This window comes from Sodalis sp. RH22, assembly GCF_047324165.1.
Classification (GTDB): domain Bacteria; phylum Pseudomonadota; class Gammaproteobacteria; order Enterobacterales; family Enterobacteriaceae; genus Acerihabitans.
In genome coordinates this window covers 1,664,715-1,681,247 of record NZ_CP178731.1, presented here as the reverse complement: position 1 = coordinate 1,681,247, position 16,533 = coordinate 1,664,715, and the positions used below count along the sequence as shown (strand labels likewise).

The following is a 16,533-nucleotide window of genomic DNA, read 5'->3' as shown; positions in this document are numbered from 1 at the left end:
TTTTACCGCTTAAAGGGCCAGCAATGCAGAGAGGACTTAATAACATTATGTTTTTAATAGATAAAAATAAAATCGTTTTGAGCGATCATGACGGATATACATCCGGAATGCTAATAGATAAATTTATTTCCCTTAACCATTCCTTTAACGGTTGGCATGCAGCCGTTTTTGCCCCGACAGGCTGTTGGCCAGCACGTCGAATGCTTGCCGCACCAGGGTATTACCGCTGCCCGGCCGGCACCACAGATAAAACTGCGTGTCCGGCAAGCGCGGCAAACCATCCCCTTCGCCGAGTACGCGCATATCGCCGTCCAGCATCTCGATGCTGCGCGCGGTGATGCCCAGCCGCGCTTTGATTGCCGCCTTGATGCCCAGCAAATTGGAGGTGGTGTAAGCCTGGTGCCAGCGCACCTGGGCCGCATCCAGCGCCTCCACCGCCACCCGGCGAAAAATGCTGGGATAATCCGCCAGCACCAGCGGCAGCGGCTCCTGCGGCACATGCACATACTGGGCGGCGCACACCCAGACGGTGGGGGAGGTGCGCAGCAAAATCCCGTCCAGCGCCGGGTCCAGCCGGGTGGAAATGGTCATGTCGATTTCACCCCGGTGCAGCGCTTCCATTAAAAACGGACTGCGCCCGACGTCCAGTTGCAAACTCAGCTTCGGCGCCCAGCGGGCGATATGGCTTAACAGCGGGGGCAGCAGCGTTTCCGATACATCGTGCGGGGAGCCGATGCGCAGCACGCCGGAAAAACGGCTGTCTTTCAGCGATCGGAAGGCGTCATCGTTGAGGATCAACAGATCCCGGGCGTAGCTTAATAATTGCCGGCCCTGCTGGGTGAGCTGCTTATTGCGCCCTTCTTTTTGAAACAAGGTGGTGCCCACCAGCGTTTCCAGCCGCTGCATTTGCTGGGTGACGGCCCCCTGGGTACGGCCGACCTGGGTACCCGCCCGGGAAAAGGTTTGTAAATCGGCCACCGCGACAAAGGTTCGTAACAATTCAATATCCAGATTTTCAGTATTCGTCATGTTCAGGATCGGCCATTGTTTTTCGCGGGTTGCAATCCGCCCGGGGAGATTGTCGTCGGGTAAGGTAAAAGATGTCAAAGAACATAATTAACTAACTAATGTTGCACTACTGACTCTGTTTTCGTGTTCTGCTATCTGATTACAAGGCCGCAGGGCAGTCACACTCACGATATCCAGATTAATCATGTCCAGCGTCTCATTGAGTGGTTGATCCCGAAAGCTGCCCTGTAAACCTTGGCCAGCATTATTAATAAGAGTATCAACCACAATATTTCGTTGCGTTAATCGACTGTGCAGATCGCTGATAGCAAACATATCGGATAGATCTACCTGTTCAACGATCACTTCAGTTTTGTCACTTTCGCGTAATTCCTGTGCCATAGATTCAAGCTTAGTCAGTCGCCGTGCCACCAGAATGAGCGATTTTTCCTGAGCGGTAAACTGACGCGCACACTCTTCACCAAATCCGCCAGAGGCTCCGGTAATAAGTACCCATCCCTTATTGATGGTTGTCATATTAATCACTCAAGTTGTGTCGTGTAAGGTGTGCCGGAAGCTGTTGCGTTCACCGCCTATGGTTACGTCATTGGCCGGTGTTATTTTCTATAATAAAGGCTGTACTTTGTCATTGCCGTGAAACCCTACCTATCCCTCACTGGTCATCTACGGCTGAATACCGGCCAAAAAATCAAATTCCGCATCGGTAGTCATTACGCAGGCCTGGCCCAGCAGGGAACAAAAACGCTGTGTTTTTTCACTGGCGTTTGTCAGGAGCACTATCGGTTTATCGATGTCTAAGCCATAAGCCAGCTTTATCCTGACGCAGTCAGAGTGCCGGAACAAAATGCGCAGGGTCTGACAGGAAACATCCGGTACCAGAGAAATTAATGTCTGTGTACTGCGCATTTTCAGCTGCTTTGCCATATCCGCTAAGGCGTGGGGGGCAACGCTGAGAATGATGATTTCAACTTCATCAGTTACCGCCTGATGATCGTCCAATGTCCAGCATGGGAATGCCCTTGCCAGCCTTTGAGCCCGCTCACCGTTTCCGGGCGAGAGAAATACCTGCAGGTCGGGCACGGCCAGAAATAATGCTGTTATTATTTTTTCGGATAACGCATCTACACCAAGAATTCCTATCCTGCTCATGACGCCCCCGGCTATCAGTATCTTTACGCTGTGTTATCAGCGGTAAAAGTGGGCCACCTCTGCGGCGGTAAATGCACTCGGGTCCCTGAAAATAGGCTGCATCTCATGGCGTCTCAGTTTGGGTTGCTGGCGGCTGCCAGCCTCCTCCGAGCGCCCTGAACGCGGCGACAGCGGCGCGGGCAGACTCAGTCTGAGCCTGCGCACGGGTGTCGGAAGCCTGCAGCAGAGTTTCATCATCATGGAGAACATCAATCAGACTCGCCGTCCCTTGCTGGTAGGCGATAAAAGACGACTGGCGAGCGCTTGCCAGGGCGTTTTCACCGCTCATCAGCAAGGCGGTCTGCGTTTCATGGTTGACCAGAGCGGAGAAGGCATTTTCAACATCTTCAGTGGCGCGTAACACCGAAAGACGGTAGGCGGCGAGCGCCTCCGCTTCCTGGCCTTTCGCCTGGTCTATCTGGGCGTTGATACGGCCAAAGTCGAAGAGCCGCCAGCGTAGTCCCAGTATTCCTGCCGACTGGCTGGCGCCGCTGGAGAATAGATTGTCGCCGGAAACCGCCGTCGCGCTGCCGAGTAATGCGCTGAGAGAAAACGTCGGGTAATACTCGCTGACGGCGGCGCCTATACGTGCATTGGCGGCCGCCAGATGGCGCTCCGCCACGATAATATCGGGTCTGCGGCGCAGCAGGTCGGCAGGTGTGCCCGTTGCGGTGATCTGCGGGGCCTGCGGGATGGCCTCCTGCGTAGCCAACTGGGTGCGATGGGTGCCGGGCGGGGTGCCAAGCATAACGTCTAATGCATTCATCGCGGCATCGATGCCTGTCCGCAGAACCGGCACGGTGGCCTGAACCTGTGCCAGCGCCCCTTCGGTCTGGCGCACCTGATACTCGGGAGCCAGTCCTTTATAGTGGAGCAGTCGCACTTTCTCCAGCAGCGCCTGTTGCGTACTGATCTGCTTATTCGCGATGGCCAGCCGGGCCTGTAACCCGCGCAGGGTGATATAGATATCAGCGGTCTGGGCCGCAACGGCAAGGCGGACCGCGGTAACGCCTGCCTCGGAGGCCTGATAATCAGCCAGTGCGGCCTGGCGACCGCGTCGCAGTCCCCCGAAAACGTCAATCTCCCAGCTGGCATTCAAATCGGTTTCATAGCTGTTGCCGTAGCGATTATAATCCGGCGTTGAGCTGAGGACCTGGCCCAGCGGCGTTTCGACCGACTGATACGCCCGCGCGGCCTGTCCGCTGATGTTACCGGACGGCAGGAGGGCAGCGGTTGCCGCGCCAAGCCCGGCGCGGGCCTGTGCCATTCTGGCCGTTGCCTGAGCGAGATCGAGATTCTGGGCGAGCGCGTCAGACACGAACGTACTTAACCGGGGGTCGTTAAAACCTTCCCACCAGACAGCAAAACTGGCGGGGCGGGATACCTCTCTCTGCGTCACGGCGGGCTGAGAAAGATATTGCTTTGAAAGCGGTGCATCGGGACGATGATAATCCGGCCCGACGGCACAACCTGCCAGTAAGCCGGTACTTACCGCCAGGGCAAGAGTACGCAGGAGGAACATTGGTAAGCCTTGAGTCAATTTTGTATTGTGACTACATTACCAAATGGTCACGTGTTGTCAATCGGGGGCTATTGAGCTAAGCTGGAAAAATGACAAAACACACAACGGTACATCCCCCACGGGGACCTTCGGACCACAGCGTTCGGGATCAGGTCGTGGAAGCCGCCACGGAGCACTTCGGGCATTTCGGCTATGAGAAAACCACCGTGTCAGACCTGGCTAAAGCAATTGGTTTTTCAAAGGCTTATATTTATAAGTTTTTTGATTCCAAGCAGGCAATCGGCGAGGTGATCTGCTCTAACCGGCTGGACATGATCATGGCGATTGTCAATTCAGCGATCGCCGGGGCGCCGACGGCATCCGAAAAGTTAAGGCGCCTGTTCAGGGCGCTCACTGAAGCTGGCAGCGATTTATTTTTTCACGATCGCAAGCTTTATGACATCGCGGCTGTGGCAGCGCAGGATAAATGGCCTTCCGCTCAAATACATGAAGAACGTTTGCGGCAACTCATTCAACAGATCATTCAGGAAGGGCGGCTTACGGGCGAATTTGAGCGGAAAACGCCGCTCGATGAGGCTACCCATGCCATATATCTGGTCATGCGACCTTATATCAGTCCGGTACAACTGCAATACAACCTGGAGACGGCCCCGGCGGCCGCTGCACTTTTGTCCTCACTCATACTGAGAAGCCTATCGCCCTAGATTGTGACTATTGACATTATTAGTCACTAGTCTGAGAATGAGGTTACTGTCCAGTTGACTTCATTAAGGGAACCCATGCTCAGGCTTAAACCCGCCACCTTAGCTGTTTGCCTGCTGCCGCTTGCCCTGGCGGCATGCGGCGACACTACCGGCACCGACGATCCACGTACTCAGCCTCCTCTGGTCAGGGCTGCGACCGTGGTGAGCGCTGTCGACGTCTCCCGCGCATTCACCGGCGTTGTTGTCGCCCGTATTCAAAGCGATCTCGGCTTCAGGGTACAGGGTAAAATTCTCGAACGTCTGGTGGATGCCGGTCAGGCCGTTAAACGCGGTCAGCCGCTGATGCGTCTGGATCCCGTGGACCTGGGCCTGCAGGCGCAGGCGCAGCAACAGGCTGCCGCGGCGGCGCGCGCGCGCGCCAGACAAACTGCTGATGACGCAGCCCGTTACCGTGGTCTGGTCGCTGCCGGTGCCGTTTCCGCATCGGCCTACGATCAGATAAAGGCCGCGGCAGATACGGCTAAAGCTGAACTCAGCGCTGCCCAGGCTCAGGCTAATGTGGCGCAAAACGCGACGGGTTATGCCGTGCTGCTGGCCGACGCCGATGGAGTGGTCATGGATACGCTGGCTGAACCGGGTCAGGTGGTCAGCGCCGGGCAGCCTGTCATCCGGCTGGCCAGGGCGGGCCAGCGCGAGGCCGACGTACAGTTACCTGAGACGCTAAGACCTGCGCCGGGCAGCGAGGCTCAGGCAACGCTCTACGGCACCGGTAATCAGCAGGTTGCGGCAAAACTTCGCCTTCTTTCCGATGCGGCTGACCCGGTGACGCGCACCTTTGAGGCGAGATATGTGCTGGAGGGCGCGCTGGCTAATGCCCCGCTGGGGTCTACCGTGACGCTTCACATTGCCGAAGACAAAACAACGCTGCCGGTCATGCAGGTGCCCTTAGCGGCACTCTATGATCCTGGTAAAGGGCCGGGCGTCTGGGGCATTTCCGGTCAGCCCGCAAGGGTGTCCTGGCGAACGGTTCAGGTGCTCGGCCTTGGGGATGACGCCGCAAGGGTGACCGGGAGTCTTAAGCCGGGTGAACAGGTGGTCGCCCTGGGGGCGCACTTGCTGCATGACGGTGAAACCGTACGCACGGCTCAGCAAGGCGATGACAGCGTTGCGGGGAGTAAGCCATGAGTAGCGGGCGCTTTAATCTCTCGGCGCTGGCCGTTCGCGAGCGATCCATTACCTTATTCCTGATTATCCTGATTACGATCGCCGGTATTGTGTCGTTCTTTGCACTGGGGCGGGCGGAAGATCCCCCGTTTACCGTAAAACAGATGACGATTATTTCCGCCTGGCCGGGCGCGACAGCGCAGGAAATGCAGGATCAGGTGGCCGAACCGCTTGAAAAACGTATGCAGGAGCTCAAGTGGTATGACCGTAGTGAGACTTACACGCGTCCGGGTCTGGCGTTTACCATGCTGTCGCTGCAGGACAGCACGCCGCCTTCACAGGTTCAGGAAGAATTTTATCAGGCGCGTAAGAAGCTCGGCGATGAAACAAAGAACCTGCCGGCAGGCGTGATCGGGCCGATGGTCAATGATGAATTTTCCGACGTGACCTTCGCACTCTTTGCGCTGAAGGCGAAAGGGGAGCCGCAGCGGCTGCTGGTCCGCGATGCGGAATCGTTGCGCCAGCGTCTTCTGCATGTGCCGGGGGTTAAGAAGGTCAATATTATTGGCGAGCAGGCCGAGCGCATCTTTGTCTCCTTCTCGCATGACCGTCTGGCTACGCTGGGCATTTCTCCTCAGGATATTTTCGCCGCCCTTAACAGCCAGAACGTACTGACGCCAGCCGGTTCCATTGACACCAGCGGACCGCAGGTCTTTATCCGTCTGGATGGCGCCTTTGACAAACTGGAGAAAATCCGCAAAACGCCCATCGTCGTTCAGGGCAGGACGCTGCAGCTTTCGGACGTGGCAACCGTTGAACGGGGTTACGAAGATCCGGCGACCTTCATGGTCAGAAACCAGGGCGAGCCGGCCCTACTGCTGGGTATCGTTATGCGTGAGGGGTGGAACGGTCTGGATCTGGGTAAGGCGCTGGATGCGGAAACGGCTAAAATCAATGAAGGCATGCCACTGGGCATGACGCTGACGAAGGTGACCGATCAGTCAGTCAACATCAGCTCCGCCGTTGACGAGTTCATGATCAAATTCTTTGTCGCGCTGCTCGTGGTGATGGTGGTCTGTTTCGTCAGCATGGGCTGGCGGGTGGGGGTGGTGGTCGCCGCTGCGGTGCCGCTGACGCTGGCTGTGGTTTTTGTGGTGATGGAGGCTTCCGGCAAAAACTTTGACCGTATTACGCTGGGTTCCCTGATCCTGGCGCTGGGATTACTGGTGGATGATGCCATCATCGCCATTGAAATGATGGTGGTGAAAATGGAGGAGGGCTACGACCGCATCAAAGCTTCGGCCTATGCCTGGAGCCATACGGCCGCCCCCATGCTTGCCGGCACGCTGGTCACGGCCGGCGGGTTTATGCCTAATGGGTTTGCGCAGTCCACCGCCGGTGAATACACCAGCAATATGTTCTGGATAGTGGGTATCGCCCTGATTGCTTCCTGGGTGGTGGCGGTGGTGTTTACGCCTTATCTGGGCGTGAAAATGCTGCCAGAGATCAAAACGGTCGAGGGCGGACACGCGGCCATCTACGACACGCGTCATTACAACCGCTTTCGCCGCGTGCTGACTCGCGTCATCGCGCGAAAATGGCTCGTGGCTGGTACCGTTATCGCCGTCTTTACTGTCGCTATCCTCGGTATGGGGCTGGTAAAAAAACAATTCTTTCCCACCTCTGATCGACCGGAGGTGCTGGTAGAAGTGCAGATGCCTTATGGCACCTCTATTGAGCAGACCAGTGCCGCAACGGCGAAAATCGAAAGCTGGCTGAAACAACAGAAAGAGGCAAAAATCGTTACGTCCTACATAGGGCAGGGTTCGCCGCGTTTTTATCTGGCCATGGCGCCAGAGCTGCCCGATCCGTCGTTTGCGAAAATTGTCGTGCTGACGGACAGTCAGGAGGCGCGTGAGACGCTCAAGTTTCGACTCCGTGACGCGGCCGCCGGCGGGTTGGCTCCTGCGGCGCGCGTGCGCGTGACTCAGTTGGTGTTCGGTCCGTATTCACCTTATCCGGTAGCTTACCGTGTCATGGGGCCTGATCCCGCCACACTGCGCGAAATCGCAGACCAGGTGGAAAGGGTGATGCAGGCCAGCCCGATGATGAGGACCGTCAACACCGACTGGGGGCCGCGGGTGCCGACGCTGCATTTTACGCTCAATCAGGACCGTCTCCAGGCGGTAGGGCTGACATCAAATGCCGTTGCTCAGCAGCTGCAGTTCCTGCTCTCCGGCGTACCCATCACGTCGGTGCGTGAAGATATCCGTTCGGTGCAGGTTATGGGACGTGCGGCAGGAGATATAAGGCTCGATCCGGCAAAAATAGCCGGTTTTACCCTGGTGGGGTCATCAGGTCAGCGTATCCCATTGTCTCAGATTGGGCATGTGGACGTGCAAATGGAAGATCCCGTTCTGCGTCGTCGTGATCGTACCCCGACCATTACCGTACGGGGGGATATTGCTGAAAACCTGCAGCCGCCGGATGTCTCCACGGTAATCATGAAGGCATTGCAGCCTGTCATCGCTACGCTTCCGGCAGGATACCGGATAGAGCAGGCCGGCCCGATAGAAGAATCAGGCAAAGCCACCAAAGCGATGGCGCCGTTGTTCCCTATCATGATGGCCATGACGCTGTTGATTATTATCCTGCAGGTGCGGTCAATGTCGGCAATGGTGATGGTATTTCTCACCGCGCCCCTGGGGTTGATTGGGGTGGTGCCAACGCTGTTGCTGTTCAACCAGCCTTTTGGCATCAATGCGCTGGTGGGGTTGATCGCGCTGTCGGGCATCCTGATGCGTAACACCCTGATCCTGATAGGGCAGATCCATCACAACGAGCAGGAAGGGTTGGCGCCATTCCATGCGGTAGTCGAGGCGACGGTGCAGCGAGCCCGACCGGTATTGCTGACGGCGATGGCGGCCATTCTGGCGTTTATACCCCTGACGCACTCGGTGTTCTGGGGAACGCTGGCGTATACCCTGATTGGCGGGACGCTTGGCGGCACCATTATCACGCTGGTCTTCCTGCCCGCAATGTATACCATCTGGTTCAGAATACGTCCCGATCAACAGGCGTCCGCTGAAAACAAATCTACGACGTAATACCGACTGCATGGGGCCGCTGGCACGACGGGCAATAGATAAAATTATGAGGATCTAAGCGGTTTATTTTCCTCAAAGAACGCAAGAAAACCAGCGGCTTGATGTGCCGCCGCAGGCGGACAGGCCGGCTCGTGCGGCCCCAGGCAGCGCTCTTCGCGCGGCAGGTGGGCCGGACGGGGCGACGGGCCGGAGAGTGGCGTTAAGGCCGCCCTGTAACGACGCGATGGAGGCCTGGGTAGCAGGGCTTAGCTTTTAAGCGCGGCGCAGGCGGCGGCTATACGGCGCCCCGCCTCGGCAACGGTGGCATCATCGGTGGCGATGGAAAGGCGGAAATAAGGTGACAAACCATAAGCGCTGCCGCCAATGCCTGATACGCCGCGCTCCAGCAGGTAATCAAGCACATCCGCCTCGTTTTCCAGCCGGCGGCCGTCCGGTCGCCGTTGTCCCAACAACCCCGCGCAACGGCAAAATACAAAAAAACTGCCTTGGGGCGGCAGCAGTTCCAGTCCATCCACGGCGCTAAGATATTCCACCAGCGTATCCCGGCGCCGCTGATAGCTGGCCACCTGCGGCGGCAGGAAATCCAGGCCGCCTTCAAACGCCGCCAGGGCCGCCGCCTGGCTCACCGAGCTGGCGCCCGAGGAGATCTGCGACTGGGTGACCACCATGGCCTGCGTCAACGTGGCCGGACCGGCGCCGTAGCCGATGCGCCAGCCGGTCATGGCATAGGTTTTCGACACGCCGCCCACCAGCAGCGCGCGGTCGCGCAAATCCGGCGCGACGTTCAGCAGCCCGATATGCCGGCGGCCGTCGAACAGGATATGTTCGTACAGTTCATCCAGCATCACCAGTACCTGGGGATGGCGGCGCAGCACCGCCGCCAGCGCCTCCAGCTCCTGGTGGGTATAGACCGCGCCGCTGGGATTGCCCGGGGTATTCAGCACCAGCCAGCGGGTACGCGGCCCGATGGCCTGTTCCAGCTGCGCCGGCAGCAGCTTGTAGCCCTGCTCCAAAGGGCAGGGCAGGAAACGCGGCTCGCCACCGTTAAAACGCACGCTGTCGGGGAAGGTGGGCCAGTATGGGGTAGGTACCAGCACGTCATCCCCATCATCCAGGGTGGCGGCGAATGCGTTGAAAATGATTTGCTTGGCGCCGTTGGCGATAACCACTTCCGCCAGGGGATAGATCAGCCGGTTTTCCCGCGCCAGCTTGCGCACAACGGCTTCCCGCAGTGCGCGCACCCCGGGGGTGGCGGTGTATTTGGTTTCACCTTTGGCGATGGCCCGGTAAGCCGCCTGCTTGATGGCGTCGGGAGTATCGAAATCCGGTTCGCCGGTTGTCAGGTCAAGGATATCCACCCCGGCGCTTTTTAATTCATTGGTACGTTGCTTGGCGGCGGCGTTGGCGGAGAGGGTCACCCGCTGGACACGGCGCGAAAGTTGGATACTCATTGTGGTTCCTCTGAAAAACGTTCTTTACGGGCGGGGCTCTTGGGCCGCGCTCAGGTCGCCGCCGGTAGCCCCAGGTTCTCGCGCAGAGTGGCGAAAGGGTAGGCGGTACGGAACAATCCGCGGCGCTGAAGTTCCGGGATCACCAGTTCAATAAACAGATCCAGCTGTTCCGGCATGATCGCGGGCATCACGTTAAAGCCGTCCGCCGCGTCCGCCTCCAGCCACTGCTGGAAGTCGTCGGCGATATCCCCGGCGCAGCCCACCACCACCCGGTGTCCACGGGAACCGGCGGCCACCGCCGCCAGCTCGCGCAGGGTCAAGCCATCGCGCGCCGCCAAATCGGTCAACAGCTTGATGCGACTTTGATTTCCCTCGCCGTCCGGCACCGGCGGTACCGGCCCGTCCAGCGGGTAGGCGCGCAGATCCAGACCAAAGCGGGCGGAGAGCTGGTCAAGCCCGTTGTCGATATCCACCAGCGCGTTAAGCTGACGCCAGGTTTCCCGGGCCTCCTCACGGCTGCGGCCGACGATCGGCATCACCCCCGGCAAGATCAGCACTGCTTTGGGATCGCGTCCGGCGGCCGCCACCGCCTGTTTCTGGCTGCGATAAAACGCCCGTCCTTCCTCTAGGGAGGCGCTGGCGGTGAACACCACCTCGGCGGTCTGCGCCGCCAGCGTCTGGCCATCGGCCGAGGACCCGGCTTCAATAATCACCGGCCGCCCCTGGGGGGAGCGGGAAATGTTCAGCGGTCCCTGCACCGAAAAATGTTCGCCGTGATGGTTGATCGGCTGGATCTTGTCGTCGTCGAAATAGCGGCCGCTGGCCCGATCGGCCACTACCGCCCCATCCCGCCAGCCGTTCCACAGCTTAAATGCTACCTCGAGGAATTCACGCGCACGGGCGTAGCGCGTCGCGTGGTCGGGCATATCTTCCCGGCTGAAGTTGCGCGCCACATCAGTGGAATACGAGGTCACCACGTTCCAGGCGATCCGGCCCCGGCTGATATGATCCAGTGATGAAAATGCGCGCGCCAGCGTAAAGGGATCGCTGAAAGTGGTGGAGGCGGTAGCCGCCAGACCGATATGACGGGTGGAGACCGCCAGGGCGGCCAGCAGCGTCAGCGGCTCCAGCCGCGCCATGGTGGACGGCAGGCGGTGTACGCTGGTGGCCAGCGCGTCACCGACAAAAAACAGGTCAAATTTGGCGTCTTCGGCCTTACGCGCGATGCGCGTCAACCAGGCGATATCCGTGGGCGAACCAAGGTCGCCGGTGGCGCGCCAGCCGCCGACATGATGGCCAAGCGGCTGGACAAACAGTCCCAGCCTCAGTTGACGCGGCGGGGAAAGTTGAGATGACATACACACTCCTGTAAGGTCAGGTTCGGCCGGCGTATCCGCCGGCCGCCCTCGTCAGAACGTCTGGTCGGCGGCGGTGATAACAGCCCGTTCGATGGCCGCGGGCGCAAGCGAAAAGGGCAACAACGCCGCGCTGGCGGACGGAAACTTAAAACTGGCGGCAATATAGCGCGCCGCTTCGGTAAGACGATCGCCCAGGGGGATAAGATGCAGCGGCGCGTCATAGCGGCGCAGTTGTGTCAGCAGTTCGGCATCCGGCCCGTCGTTGCCCCGCGCCAGCAAGGATTGCACCAGCAGGCCGAACCCGACTTTTTCGCCGTGCAACCATCCGTGCAGTTCCGGCAGATGGGTCATCCGGTTGTGAATGGCATGAGCAACTCCCGGCGACGGGCTGTCGTCGCGCATGCTGTTGGCCAGGCCTGCCCCGGCGATATTGGCGTCGATCACTTTTTGCAGCGCGGGCGTTACCTGTTGGCGGGCGTTGGCCGCCAACGCCTGCTCGCCCCAGGTGTTAAAGATATCGCGCGCAAAGGCCGCCGCGTGGATTTTAAAATTGAGCGCCAGGCTGTCACCGTTTTTCGCCCGGTAGGGCTGGAATTCATACCATTTGGCCAACGCGTCGACAATGCCGGCTTTGAGGTAACGCACATCGCTGCGCGCGATGATTTCGCTGTCCACCAGCACCAGCGCCGGCATGCGTTTAAGCGCCAGGGTTCCTTCATGGCCGCCGCGTTCGTTATACATAATACTGATCGGGGACCAGGCCGCGCAGGTCGCGGCGATGGTGGGCATGGTGGCGACATTGCCGCCCTCCAGGCCGTCCGCCACCGCTTTCGCGCAGTCCAGCACGCGTCCGCCGCCGATGCCAATCACAAACGGCGCCGGCTGCCCGGCCAGCCGCGCCTGATGTTCAGCCACAGCAGCCCGGGTACATTCGCCTTGCAGATAACTCACGTCATAACCGATGCCGCTGGCCTCAAGACTGGCGGCGACCTGCGACGCCACCGCCTGCCAGGCGCGCGGGCTGGTAATGATGGCGACCCGGTCGGCATAGGGCGCGATAAGGCCGCCCACACCGGCGCACAGTCCCGGTCGGGAGTAATAGGTTTGGGGCGATTTAATTGCGAGCACGGTATTACCTTAGTCGATTTCTTAGGAGTGCTTACCATAAGTCAGCAAGAAATAATAAAATCTCCTCACTCATTTGTAACCTTATTAAAAGATATAACTTATAGCGGGTGAATATAAAAGCGCCCGGCGCGACATGGTATATTCCCGGCCATTCTTCATACAGGACAATGAAAATGGCTTTTAATACGCGATGGGCCGCGCTGGCGCTGGTTATGGGCGTGGTTACTATGCTGATAGGCTGCGATAATTCGGGTTCGGCGGGGCAGGATAAGGTGATCCGCATCGGCGCCACGGGACAAAGTTTCCCCAGTTCCTATAAAGAAAACGATAAACTGGTGGGCTACGATGTGGAAGTGGCGGAAACCATCGCGCACGACCTGGGCTATAAAGTCGTCTGGACCACGGCCGATTTCAGCGGCCTGCTGGGACAATTGGAAGCAGGCAAGCTGGATAGCATCGCCAATAATTTCGTGGTAACGGCCAAACGCCAGGAAAAATATAATTTTTCCACTTCCTACCTGACCTACTCGTCGCAGATCGTCACCAGCACGCAGAATAAAGATATCAACTCGCTGGACGACCTGAAGGGCAAGACGGTGGCTGGGGTGCTGGGGTCGAATCATATTACCAACCTGCGCGCGGCGTTCCCGGACAATAGCATTGTCATACGTACTTATGAAACCCGCGACGGCGCCATGAGCGATACGCTGAATAACCGGGTGCAGGGCTATGTTAACTCCAAGCCGGTGCTGCTGGCAGAAATCAACAAGCATCAGCTGCCGCTGAAGCTAGTGGGCCCGGCGCTGACGGACGAAGGCGTCAGCTTCCCGTTTGCCAAAACGCCGCAAGGCGATCGGCTGCTGGGCCTGTATAACCAAGAACTGGATAAAATGCGCCAGGACGGCCGGTTGAAGGCGCTGTCGGAAAAGTATTTCGGCGACGATTTGAGCCAGGTGAAATAACGCCACATTCCTTAGGATTATATCCCAGGCTAATGCGCCACCGGCTCCCCGGCCGGTGTTGCTATATCCCGTTGGGATTAGGATATATATTTCTGTTATAAGGCGCATTATTCTTCCGTGCTATAGTCCCACACTTAAAAAATTATTTAATCCGAGAAGTGTATGGCGTCCCATTTGATTGACTTTGTCCTGATTGGTAATAACTTTGGCACCCCGGAAATGCGCGAGGTGTGGTCGGAAAACAGCCGCCTGGCCCGGCAAATCGAGGTAGAAGTCGCCCTCGCCCTGGCGGAAGGCGAGCTGGGTGTGATCCCCGAGGCCGCGGCCCAAGCCATCGCCCGGCGCGCCGATGCCAGCCAGCTCAATCTTGACGACATTGCCCAATCCGCCGCCGAGATGAAACATTCCCTGATGCCGACCCTCGCCGCCCTGCAAAAACAGTGCGGCGACGCCGGTGAATATATTCATTATGGCGCCACCACCCAGGATATCGTCGATACCGCCACCGTGCTGCAACTGCGCCAGGCGTTTGGCATCATCGAACGCGATGCGACGTTGCTGGCGGTGGAACTCAGGCGCCTGGCAAAAAAATACCAGCACACCCCCATGACCGGCCGTACCCACGGTATGCAGGCGTTGCCAACAACGTTTGGCTTTAAGGTCGCGGTATGGCTGGATGAGTTTGTCCGCCACCTGACGCGCCTGCAGGAAATCAAAGCGCGCGCGCTGACCGGTAATATCAGCGGCGCGATCTGTACCTACGCCTCTTTCGGCCCGCAGGGTCCGGCGATTGAGCGGCTCACGCTCGACAAGCTGGGGCTGAACACCCCCAATATCGGCTGGCAGGCGGCGCGCGACCGTTTTTCCGAGTTTGCCTCGGTGGCGGTGCTGATCAGCGGAACGCTGGGTAAGATAGGCAATGAGTTCTATAACCTGATGCGTTCCGAAATCAATGAAATCGAAGAGGCGTTCTCCGCCGGTAAAATCGGTTCCACCACCATGCCGCATAAACGCAACCCGGCGGCGCTGGAAGGTCTCGCCAGCCTGACGGCGCCGGTGCTGAAAAGCGCCGCCCTGATCTATGAATCGATGCATGTGGAACATGAGCGTGACGCCATGAGCTGGCGCGCGGAATGGATCGCCCTGCCGGAAATCTGCATTTACCTGTCCGCCCAGTTGCAGAACGCGCTGGGCATCCTACGCGGCATTACCGTCAATGAAGCGCAAATGCTGGCTAACCTGCATCTGCAGGGCGGGCTGCTGCTGTCGGAAAAGGTGATGTTTGAACTCGGCAAGACGCTCGGCAAACAAACCGCCCATCACCTGGTTTATGAATGCTCGATGCAGGCCTATGAACAAAAACGCCCGTTTAAAGAGGTGCTGCTGGCGCACCCGACGCTGCGCGCCACGGTGACGGAAAACCAACTGGACCATTGGCTCGACCCGACTAATTATCTCGGCAGCGCGCCGGAGAAGGTCGACGAGGTGATCCTGGCCGCCAACGCGTCCGGCCTGCTGCCGGCTGCGGACCTGGAGGCCAGATGAGCGCGGGGTATCGCCAACTCACGGTGGCGGACGCGGAGCCATTTCTGGCGCTGATGCACGCCGCCTATGCGCCTATCCGCGAGTTGGGCATCCACTTCGACGCCGCCACGGCGGATCTGGCGCGGGTCAGCCGTCATCTGGATGAGCATGGCGTCTACGGCATGTTTCTCGACGGTAAGCTGGTGGCCTCGGCGACGCTGCGCTATCCCTGGGGACCTTTGCCCGGTCCGTTCGGCCTGCCGCATATCGGCTGGTTCGGCGCCGATCCGGATTATCGCGGCCAGCGCCTGGGCAGCCAGATGCTGCAATGGCTGGAGCAGGCTATACTGTTGGGCCAGCTCAGGGCGCCGGCGGTCTCGCTGGGCACGGCCGAGAGTCACCCCTGGCTGGCCGAGATGTATCAGGCGCGCGGTTTCAAACCGATGCACAAGACGGATTTAGGCAAAGGTCATATCACCCTTTATATGAAAAAAATACTTGATGAAACACGCCATGCGATATGGCTGCAACGCACAGCGGCACAAGAGGCGGTAAAATGAAAACAGGTTCTATGGTATTAACCGCGCTGCTGGCCGCCACCCTGCTGTCAGGCTGTGACAAGCCGGGCGACGGCGGGAGTTCCGACGCCAAAACCATCCGCGTAGGCGCCACCGGGCTGAGTTTCCCCACCGCCTATAAAAAAGACGGTAAGCTGGTGGGCTTTGATGTGGAGTTAACCGAACAAATCGCCAAAGACCTCCATTATCGCGTCGAATGGGTCAACGCTGATTTCAGCGGTCTGATGGGGCAACTGGAAGGCGGCAAGCTTGATACGGTGGCTAACGCCGTCGCCATCACGCCGGCGCGCCGGGAGAAATATGATTTCTCCGGTCCGTACAGTTATTACGGCAGCCAACTGGTCACCAGCAGTACCAACACCAATATCAATACCCTCGACGATCTGAAAGGCAAAACCGTGGCCGGGGTGTTGGGTTCCAACCACGTGGCCAACCTCAAGAAGGCGTTCGGGGACAATACCATCACCATCCGCACGTATGAAAATCGCGACGGGGCCATGACCGACACCATGAATAAGCGCGTCGACGCCTATGTCAATGCGCGGCCGATACTGCTGGCGGAGATCAAGGAAAAGAGCCTGCCGCTGAAACTGGTCGGCGCGCCGCTGGTGGTCGAGCCGGTGGGGTATCCGTTCCATAAGGATGATAGCGGCCGGGCGCTTAAATCGGCGTTTGATCGGCAAATTGACGCCATGCGCGCGGATGGTCGTCTCAAGACGCTGTCAATTAAGTATTTTGGCGAGGATATCACCACTCCTCCAGCCGGCGCGGCTCACTAGGCCGGTTCTCGTTTTCACGCCCGCCAAGGTATCAGACGG

Annotated in this window: 14 protein-coding genes; 7 read left to right on the top strand and 7 right to left on the bottom strand. The window is 58.7% G+C overall.

Features of this window, described 5'->3' with window-relative positions:
* Positions 1-144 precede the first annotated feature (144 nt).
* The 4 genes from ACL2XN_RS07675 to ACL2XN_RS07660 form a co-directional block, all read right to left on the bottom strand.
* Positions 145-1,029: a LysR substrate-binding domain-containing protein gene (locus tag ACL2XN_RS07675; RefSeq protein ID WP_410015506.1), complete on the bottom strand. Its 885-nt coding sequence runs from the start codon at positions 1,027-1,029 to the stop codon at positions 145-147.
* Between the two features lie 87 nt (positions 1,030-1,116).
* On the bottom strand, positions 1,117-1,545 hold the full coding sequence (locus tag ACL2XN_RS07670; RefSeq protein ID WP_413730581.1) for an SDR family NAD(P)-dependent oxidoreductase: 429 nt from the start codon (positions 1,543-1,545) through the stop codon (positions 1,117-1,119).
* A gap of 147 nt (positions 1,546-1,692) precedes the next feature.
* Positions 1,693-2,178 carry an NAD(P)-binding domain-containing protein gene (locus ACL2XN_RS07665; RefSeq protein WP_413722571.1) on the bottom strand — a complete coding sequence of 162 codons (486 nt, stop codon included), beginning with the start codon at positions 2,176-2,178 and terminating at the stop codon, positions 1,693-1,695.
* A gap of 103 nt (positions 2,179-2,281) precedes the next feature.
* Positions 2,282-3,739, bottom strand: coding sequence for an efflux transporter outer membrane subunit (locus ACL2XN_RS07660; RefSeq protein WP_413730580.1), 1,458 nt, complete (start codon positions 3,737-3,739; stop codon positions 2,282-2,284).
* Positions 3,740-3,828: 89 nt separating this feature from the next.
* On the opposite strand from ACL2XN_RS07660, the gene ACL2XN_RS07655 reads away from it, so the two are divergent.
* From ACL2XN_RS07655 to ACL2XN_RS07645, 3 genes are all read left to right on the top strand, one after another.
* The gene (locus tag ACL2XN_RS07655; RefSeq protein ID WP_410015502.1) at positions 3,829-4,443 is read left to right on the top strand and encodes a TetR/AcrR family transcriptional regulator; all 615 of its coding nucleotides are present in this window, start codon (positions 3,829-3,831) and stop codon (positions 4,441-4,443) included.
* Positions 4,444-4,518: 75 nt separating this feature from the next.
* The gene (locus tag ACL2XN_RS07650; protein ID WP_413730957.1) at positions 4,519-5,628 is read left to right on the top strand and encodes an efflux RND transporter periplasmic adaptor subunit; all 1,110 of its coding nucleotides are present in this window, start codon (positions 4,519-4,521) and stop codon (positions 5,626-5,628) included.
* On the top strand, positions 5,625-8,714 hold the full coding sequence (locus tag ACL2XN_RS07645) for an efflux RND transporter permease subunit (RefSeq protein WP_413730579.1): 3,090 nt from the start codon (positions 5,625-5,627) through the stop codon (positions 8,712-8,714). Before ACL2XN_RS07650 ends, ACL2XN_RS07645 begins: the two co-directional genes overlap by 4 nt.
* 245 nt (positions 8,715-8,959) lie before the next feature.
* On the opposite strand, the gene ACL2XN_RS07640 is transcribed toward ACL2XN_RS07645, so the two are convergent.
* The 3 genes from ACL2XN_RS07640 to ACL2XN_RS07630 are packed head-to-tail and all read right to left on the bottom strand — an operon-like array spanning position 8,960 to position 12,651.
* Positions 8,960-10,165: an aminotransferase class I/II-fold pyridoxal phosphate-dependent enzyme gene (locus ACL2XN_RS07640; RefSeq protein WP_410015499.1), complete on the bottom strand. Its 1,206-nt coding sequence runs from the start codon at positions 10,163-10,165 to the stop codon at positions 8,960-8,962.
* A gap of 50 nt (positions 10,166-10,215) precedes the next feature.
* Positions 10,216-11,523 (bottom strand): LLM class flavin-dependent oxidoreductase, encoded by a 1,308-nt coding sequence (locus ACL2XN_RS07635; RefSeq protein ID WP_410015498.1) that lies wholly within the window; start codon positions 11,521-11,523, stop codon positions 10,216-10,218.
* A gap of 51 nt (positions 11,524-11,574) precedes the next feature.
* On the bottom strand, positions 11,575-12,651 hold the full coding sequence (locus tag ACL2XN_RS07630) for an iron-containing alcohol dehydrogenase family protein (RefSeq protein ID WP_413730578.1): 1,077 nt from the start codon (positions 12,649-12,651) through the stop codon (positions 11,575-11,577).
* Between the two features lie 167 nt (positions 12,652-12,818).
* On the opposite strand from ACL2XN_RS07630, the gene ACL2XN_RS07625 reads away from it, so the two are divergent.
* The 4 genes from ACL2XN_RS07625 to ACL2XN_RS07610 all read left to right on the top strand — a co-directional run bounded on the left by ACL2XN_RS07625 (position 12,819) and on the right by ACL2XN_RS07610 (position 16,494).
* Complete coding sequence (locus ACL2XN_RS07625; protein WP_410015496.1) at positions 12,819-13,613, top strand: amino acid ABC transporter substrate-binding protein; 795 nt, start codon at positions 12,819-12,821, stop codon at positions 13,611-13,613.
* A gap of 162 nt (positions 13,614-13,775) precedes the next feature.
* Positions 13,776-15,158: an adenylosuccinate lyase gene (purB, locus tag ACL2XN_RS07620; protein WP_410015495.1), complete on the top strand. Its 1,383-nt coding sequence runs from the start codon at positions 13,776-13,778 to the stop codon at positions 15,156-15,158.
* A complete protein-coding gene (locus tag ACL2XN_RS07615; protein ID WP_410015494.1) occupies positions 15,155-15,697 on the top strand; it encodes a GNAT family N-acetyltransferase in 543 nt (180 codons plus the stop codon). Before purB ends, ACL2XN_RS07615 begins: the two co-directional genes overlap by 4 nt.
* Positions 15,694-16,494, top strand: coding sequence for an amino acid ABC transporter substrate-binding protein (locus ACL2XN_RS07610; RefSeq protein WP_413722576.1), 801 nt, complete (start codon positions 15,694-15,696; stop codon positions 16,492-16,494). Before ACL2XN_RS07615 ends, ACL2XN_RS07610 begins: the two co-directional genes overlap by 4 nt.
* Positions 16,495-16,533 lie beyond the last annotated feature (39 nt).

Coding starts and splice junctions, on each gene's coding strand:
- ACL2XN_RS07640 (WP_410015499.1), bottom strand. CDS start 10,165: ATGAGTATCCAACTTTCGCGCCGTGTCCAGCGGGTGACCCTCTCCGCC.
- ACL2XN_RS07660 (WP_413730580.1), bottom strand. CDS start 3,739: ATGTTCCTCCTGCGTACTCTTGCCCTGGCGGTAAGTACCGGCTTACTG.
- ACL2XN_RS07645 (WP_413730579.1), top strand. CDS start 5,625: ATGAGTAGCGGGCGCTTTAATCTCTCGGCGCTGGCCGTTCGCGAGCGA.
- ACL2XN_RS07670 (WP_413730581.1), bottom strand. CDS start 1,545: ATGACAACCATCAATAAGGGATGGGTACTTATTACCGGAGCCTCTGGC.
- ACL2XN_RS07675 (WP_410015506.1), bottom strand. CDS start 1,029: ATGACGAATACTGAAAATCTGGATATTGAATTGTTACGAACCTTTGTC.
- ACL2XN_RS07650 (WP_413730957.1), top strand. CDS start 4,519: ATGCTCAGGCTTAAACCCGCCACCTTAGCTGTTTGCCTGCTGCCGCTT.
- ACL2XN_RS07615 (WP_410015494.1), top strand. CDS start 15,155: ATGAGCGCGGGGTATCGCCAACTCACGGTGGCGGACGCGGAGCCATTT.
- ACL2XN_RS07665 (WP_413722571.1), bottom strand. CDS start 2,178: ATGAGCAGGATAGGAATTCTTGGTGTAGATGCGTTATCCGAAAAAATA.
- ACL2XN_RS07610 (WP_413722576.1), top strand. CDS start 15,694: ATGAAAACAGGTTCTATGGTATTAACCGCGCTGCTGGCCGCCACCCTG.
- ACL2XN_RS07625 (WP_410015496.1), top strand. CDS start 12,819: ATGAAAATGGCTTTTAATACGCGATGGGCCGCGCTGGCGCTGGTTATG.
- ACL2XN_RS07635 (WP_410015498.1), bottom strand. CDS start 11,523: ATGTCATCTCAACTTTCCCCGCCGCGTCAACTGAGGCTGGGACTGTTT.
- ACL2XN_RS07655 (WP_410015502.1), top strand. CDS start 3,829: ATGACAAAACACACAACGGTACATCCCCCACGGGGACCTTCGGACCAC.
- purB (WP_410015495.1), top strand. CDS start 13,776: ATGGCGTCCCATTTGATTGACTTTGTCCTGATTGGTAATAACTTTGGC.